This is a genomic window from Tibeticola sp. (genome assembly GCF_022759015.1).
GTDB lineage: Bacteria > Pseudomonadota > Gammaproteobacteria > Burkholderiales > Burkholderiaceae_C > Tibeticola > Tibeticola sediminis.
Genome location: NZ_JAEMQB010000075.1, coordinates 1 through 6,333 on the forward strand (window position 1 = coordinate 1; position 6,333 = coordinate 6,333).

Sequence of the window (6,333 nt, forward strand, 5' to 3'; positions counted from 1 at the left end):
AACTGCGCGTGCTGGTGCTCGAGGTGGCGCAGTTCTGCGTGTTGGGGTCGCAGTCGCTGCAGCGGCTCAAGAGCAGCGCCAACAGCAGCAAGAGCACGAACACGATGATCACCGTGCGCAGGCTCACGCCCGCGTCGGCCGAAAACGGCTGGGCATCGCTGCGCGCGAGCAGCGCCTTTTTGTCCTCGAGGCCGAAGGCGCGCGCGACGGCATCGGCCGGCAGGCGCCGTCCCCCGGACCAGGTCAGCTCCGGGCCCGACTGCTCGCTCGAGAGCAGTTGGTCGCCCGCCGCATAGTCGCGGTTCTCGGTCTGCTGGCCACGCTGCACCTGCCAGTAGAACTCGCCCAGCACATAGGTGGTGGTCGCGCGGTAGGCGCTGGTGAGGGTGTAGCTTTTGCCCTGCCAGGTCGCGCGGCGGCGGTCGCTCGACACGCTCGGCGCGCCGGTCAGCGGCGCGACCAGGCTCCAGCCGTCGCTGGCATCGACGAGGAAGCTGAAGCCTTTCTTGCGGTTGTAGAGCAGGTACTCTTCCCAGCCGAAGGATTCGTCGTCGCCTGGCTCTTGCCCCATGCGGTGCTGAAAACCCACCACCTGCCAGTGCACACCGTCGAGCACGCCGACCGTGCCCAGTGCGATCAACGGGCGCACCGGCTCGTCCTGCGTGGCGTGGCGCAGCTCGCCGCCGATGCCTTGGCTGAGGTCGATCAGGCTGTGGCAGTTCGGGCAGGTGACGGACTTGCTCTGCTCGAGCTGAACGCTCACCGGCGCCCCGCAGTTCGGGCAGGCGAACTGGCGGCCTCTCTCGTCCTTGGCGGATTCGTCCTTGAGGCCGGAGAAGCTCAAGTCCTCCAAGGCCACCGGCTGGCCGCTGCTGAGCTCGGGCGCCGCCTTCGGGTCGCTGAGCTGGGGGCTGTAGTCGATGCTGAGCACCTCGGCGCGGTCGACGCCGCGCAGCTCCACCACGGAGAAGGGCGCGCCCAGCGGCGGCAGCTTGGGCAATTCGCCCTGCGCCGAGCGCAGCGAGACGGTCTGGTTCGAAGCCACCGTGTAGGGCTGGCCTCCCACGCGCACGATGGCGCCAACAGCGAAACCGCTTGCCGCGGGCAGCGCCTGGGTGGTCGTGACCGGGCGCGAGTACACATAGGCGCCGTTGTCTTCCGCGAGCCAGGCGCGCGTGCCGTCGTCGAACAGCGCCACCCACTCGGTCCACACCCCCTCGCCGTACTGGTATTGCAGCCGGCCCACTAGGGTGAAAGGCTTGCCGTCGATACGCCCGCTCGCGCCGAGCTGCAGGGGGCTGTGGTCGTCGAACAGCTCGGCCATCTTGCCGATGCGCTTGAGCACCTCGCCCTCGCGCACGACGATGCTCTGGCAGTAGCCGCAAACCGCGTGCGTGGACTGCGCGCTTTGGAACTCCACTGGCGCGCCGCAGCCGGGGCAGGGGGCGCGGTAGACGCGCTCGGGGCGGCCGCTGTGTTCAGCCATGGCCTGAGCCGTCGACCGCCGCTGCACCCGCCGGGTTTTTGAGGAAAAACACGGTCACCCCGGCGTGAAATGGTGTTGTGGTGCTATTTAAATTAAAGCGCAGGGTCTGCCTGAGCCAAGGACTCACACCAGTTTTTTCAGCAGCTCGGCCTTCTTCGCGCTGAATTCCTCGTCGGTCAGGATGCCCTTGGCCTTGAGCTCGCCGAGCTTCTCGAGCGTCGCCATCACTTCCTCGGGCTTCACGCCGGCGGGGGCGGCCGCGGCGGCCGGCCCCTGCGACGCCTGCGCGCCCTGCAACCCGGCGGCCAGGTTCTGCGCCAGCACCTGGCCCAGCGCCACGCCGGCACCCAGGCCCATGGCGTCGCCGGCGATGCCGCTGCCGCCGCCGCTGCCCACGCCCTCGGCGAGTTTGGGGATGGCCTGCGCCGTCTGGTACTGCATGAACTTGCCCATGTCGTTGCCGACCATGCCCATGCCGATCTTTTGGTCGAGGATTTTCTGCAACTCCTCGGGCAGCGAAATGCTCTGCACCGTGAGCGCCTCGAGCTTCAGCCCCAGCGTCTCGAACGGCGTGGCGAGCTCCTTGGCCAGCGTCTGCGCAAACAGGATCTGGTTGGCCGCCAGGTCCAGGAAGGGAATGCCGCTGCCCGCCACCGCATTGGCGATGTGCTGCAGCACCAGCCCGCGCAGCTGCCCGTCGAGCTCGGCGGTCGTGTAGCGCTCGCGCGTGCCCGACACCTCGGTGTGAAAGCGCTTGGGGTCCGCGATGCGGTAGGCGTAGTTGCCAAAGGCCCGCAGCCGCACCGCGCCGAAATCGTGGTCGCGCACGGTCACCGGCTGCGGCGTGCCCCATTTCTGGTCGAGTTGCTGGCGCGTGCTGAAGAAATACACATCGCTCTTGAACGGGGACTCGAACAGCTTGTCCCAGTTCTTCAGGTAGGTCAGCACCGGCAGCGTCTGCGTGGTCAGCTTGTAGGTGCCGGGACCGAACACGTCGGCCACCTGGCCCTCGTTGACGAACATCGCCATTTGCGACTCGCGCACCACCAAGGTCGCGCCGTTCTGGATTTCCATGTCGGCCATCGGAAAGCGCCAGGCCAGCGTGCCGTCACCCTCCTCGGTCCACTGGATGATGTCGATGAACTGCTTCTTGATGAAGTCCATGAGCGCCATGGGCGACCTCCGTGCGGTGGGGTTGAGCTGCGGCGCATGATACCTGCGCTCTAGTCCGCCAGGGCCGGGTCCTCGGCCGCGCCCGTGGCGCTTGAGGCGGCAGCAGCGGCGGGCGCGGCGGCAACCCCTTTGCGCACCGCCGCCAGATCCTCGGGGCTGGGCTTCTTGCCGAGCAGCCAGTAATCGAACACGCGCCGCGCGATCGGTGCCGCCGCGGCACCGCCAAAGCCCGCGTTCTCGACCACCATGGCCAGCGCGATCGTGGGCTTGTCCGCCGGCGCGTAGGCCATGTAGAGCGCATGATCGCGCAGGCGCTCGGCGGTTCGTGCGGCGCTGTACTTCTCGTTTTGCTTGACCGTAAACACCTGTGCCGTACCGGTCTTGCCCGCAGCGACGTAGGGCGCGCCGCGGAAGGCATTGGCGCCGGTGCCCTCGATGTTCACGCCAACCAGCGCCTTTTGAATCACGGCGATGTTCTCGTGCCGCGCCACCGCCTCGGCCTTGATTTCTGGGAGCGTTTCGCGCGATTCGCGGGTCACGATGTCGGTGATGGCCTTGACCAGATGCGGCTTCATCTTCACGCCGTCGTTGGCGATCATGCTGGTGGCCTGCGCGAGCTGCAGCATGGTGAAGTTGTTGTAGCCCTGACCGATGCCGAGCGAGATCGTCTCGCCCGCGTACCAGCGCTGCTGCTCCGGGCGCTTGTAGGCTGCGCGCTTCCAGGCGGTTGAGGGCAACACGCCGCGCACCTCGCCCTGCAGGTCGATGCCGGTGAGCGTGCCGAAGCCAAACTTTTCCATCTCGTCGTGGATCAGGTCCACGCCCATGTCGTTGGCGAGGATGTAGTAATAGGTGTCGCAGGACTGCACGATGGACTTGTACATGTCCACGATGCCGTGACCGCCTTCCTTGTCGTCGCGGAAGCGGTGGTTGCCGAACATGAAATAACCCGGGTCGACGATGCTCTGCTGCGGCGTGCGCTTGCCGGTCTCCAGCGCGGCCAGGGCCATGAAGGGCTTGTAGGTCGAGCCCGGCGGGTAGGTGCCGCGCAGCGCCCGGTTGAGCAGCGGCCGGTCGATGGACTCGTTGAGCGCCTGCCAGCTCTCCGCGTCGATGCCGTCGACGAACAGGTTGGGGTCGAAGGTGGGCTTGCTCACGAAGGCCAGCACTTCGCCGGTGCGCGGGTCGATCGCCACCAGCGCGCCGCGTCGCTCGCCGTAGAGATCCTCGATCAGTCTTTGCAGCTCGATGTCGATCGACAACACCACTGTGTTGCCCGGCGTCGCCGGCTTGCTGGCGAGCTTGCGCACGGCGCGGCCACCGGCCGAGGTTTCGATCCGCTCGTAGCCCGTGATGCCGTGCAGTTGCTCCTCGTAGCTCTGCTCGATGCCCAGCTTGCCGATGTAGTCCGTGCCGCGGTAGTTCGCCTCGTCGCCACGGTCTTCGAGCTGCGCTTTTTCCGCCGCGTTGATGCGGCCGATGTAGCCGATCACATGGCTGGCCGTCTCGCCAAACGGATAGTTCCGAAACAGCCGGGCCTTGACCTCGACCCCCGGAAAGCGCCAGCGCTGCGCGGCGAAGCGCGCGACCTCCGCGTCGCTGAGCTTGGTGCGGATCGGGAGCGACTCGAAGCTCTTGGACTCTTCCATCAGCTTGCGAAAGCGCCGCCGGTCCCGTGGCTCGATCGTGACGATCGTACTCAGGGCCTCGATCGTCGCGTCGAGGTCGCTCACCTTCGACGGCGTGATCTCCAGCGTGTAGGCCGAGTAGTTGTTGGCCAGCACCACGCCGTTGCGGTCGACGATCAACCCCCGGTTGGGCACGATGGGCACGATCGCGGTGCGGTTCGACTCGGCCTGCTCGGCGTATTGCTCGTAGCGCAGCCATTGCAGCACGGCCAGGCGCACCAGCAGGGTCGCAAAGGCCGCCAGCACGACGGCGCCCATGACCCAGGCCCGCCGGCTGAAGCGGGCCCGGTCGAGCTCGATGTTGCGCAGCTCCGTCATGTCGGGGTTGGCGCTGGGCGCTAGCGCGCGCGCGGCGTTTCGGGCTCGGGCGTGCGGCGCTGGGGCAGCAGCAGCAGCGTGCTGGCCAGCGGCCACAGCAGCGACTCGAACACCGGCGCGAGCAGCACGCTCCAGCCGGGCCAAAGATCTCCGGCCGCCAGCCGAACGCCCACTTCGATCGCGTGCGCGCCAAAGAACAGCGGCGCCACGTGCAGGCTTTGTTCCACCAGTCCAAACCACAGCAGCCGGCGGTGGATCGCGATCGCCAGGAAGCTCAAGACCGTGTAGGCCAGTGCGTGCTGGCCCAGCAAGGCGCCCTGGTGCACGTCCATCGCGAGGCCAAACAGAAAGGCTGCCGCCATGCCCACCCGCCGGGGCTGGTGCACACCCCAGAACACCAGCACGATCGCCAGGACATCGGGCAGCCAGGGCCAGGCGCCAGCGCCCGCAAAACCGGGCAGCATCGACAACGCCCAGGCGCCGAACAAAGTCGCCCAAATGAAGACCGGATTGGCCGGCAGCAGCAGCTGCTGCCCTGCACGCATGATCATGGCTTCCTCCGGCGCGTCTCGCGGGGCTCGGTGGGCTCGACCGGCGGGGCAACCGGCACCGGGTTCAGGGGCTCGAGCACCAGCACATGCCGCGCACTGTTCACCTGCGCCAGCGCCTGCGCCACGATGCCCGCAAAAGCCGAGTTGCTCTGGTGCTGGACCGATCGCACCCGAGCCACCGGAATCCCGGGCGGGTAAACGCCGTCGATGCCGCTCGTGACGAGCAAGTCGCCCTCGATCACATCGGCGTTCGCCGGCACGTAGCGCAAAGCGAGGGAGGCCCCATCGGCCGACGGCTCACCCGCCGCGACGCCGCGCGCGCCGGTGCGCACGTTGAGCACCGGCGTGAGCTGTCCACGGTCGACCACCAGCGTGAGCTCGCTCACGAGCGGATAGACCCGCGTGATCTGCCCGAGCAGCCCGGACTCATCGAGCACGGGCGAGCCGGCCGTCACGCCCTGCAGCTGTCCCTTGTCGATCACCAGTCGTTTGCTGTAGGGGTCGCTCGTCTGATAGAGCACCTGCGCCGCGCGACTCGCCACCGTGGTGCGCGCGCGCAAATCGAGCAAGCGCCGCAAACGCTCGTTTTCGAGCGTGAGCAGCTGAACCTGTCCCGCTTGCAGCGACAGCTCGGCGAGCCGCCGGGCCGCATCGGCCTGGGCTTGGGTGGCGGCGTCGACCGAGACGAAATAGCGCGACACCTCGCGCGCGAGCCGCACCGGCTGCATCACGAGCCACTGCACCGGATAGATCGCCGTCGCCACGGCGCTGCGCACCGGCCCCGAAAGCTGCAAGCGCGTGTCGGCCACCATCAGGAACACGGCCAACGCACTGAAGAACAGCAGCTTGGACAGCGCCGATGGTCCCTGCCGGAAGAACGGCGGCGGGCTGTGCTCGAGCGTGTTCAGCGACATGGCCGGATCCGGATCACTGTTGCAGCCGCGGCCCGAGCGGAACAGGCCGCGGCCGGGGCTGCCTCAGAGGCTGAGAGGGAATTGGGCGTGCCCGAAGGGGCGCCCCAAAACGCGCCCGAGTAGGCGCAAAGCACAGCCGTAGCTCGGGCTACGGCGCGCATTTGCAACGCCCTCGGGCGTGTTTTGGGACGTCAAAGCGGGCA

General features: G+C 67.8%; 5 protein-coding genes. All 5 read right to left on the minus strand.

What is annotated here, in order from left to right; genetic code table 11:
- Positions 1 to 1,486: DUF4178 domain-containing protein (locus tag JHC36_RS04400; RefSeq protein WP_287916339.1), on the minus strand; the 1,486-nt coding region annotated here is incomplete at its 3' end.
- Positions 1,487 to 1,609: 123 nt separating this feature from the next.
- The gene (locus JHC36_RS04405; protein WP_287916341.1) at positions 1,610 to 2,659 is read right to left on the minus strand and encodes an SPFH domain-containing protein; all 1,050 of its coding nucleotides are present in this window, start codon (positions 2,657 to 2,659) and stop codon (positions 1,610 to 1,612) included.
- 50 nt (positions 2,660 to 2,709) lie between these two features.
- Complete coding sequence (gene mrdA, locus JHC36_RS04410; protein WP_287916342.1) at positions 2,710 to 4,665, minus strand: penicillin-binding protein 2; 1,956 nt, start codon at positions 4,663 to 4,665, stop codon at positions 2,710 to 2,712.
- Between the two features lie 20 nt (positions 4,666 to 4,685).
- Positions 4,686 to 5,216: a rod shape-determining protein MreD gene (gene mreD, locus JHC36_RS04415; protein WP_124219282.1), complete on the minus strand. Its 531-nt coding sequence runs from the start codon at positions 5,214 to 5,216 to the stop codon at positions 4,686 to 4,688.
- Complete coding sequence (gene mreC, locus JHC36_RS04420; RefSeq protein ID WP_287916345.1) at positions 5,213 to 6,130, minus strand: rod shape-determining protein MreC; 918 nt, start codon at positions 6,128 to 6,130, stop codon at positions 5,213 to 5,215. The genes mreD and mreC overlap by 4 nt, the downstream gene beginning before the upstream one ends.
- Positions 6,131 to 6,333: the final 203 nt, after the last annotated feature.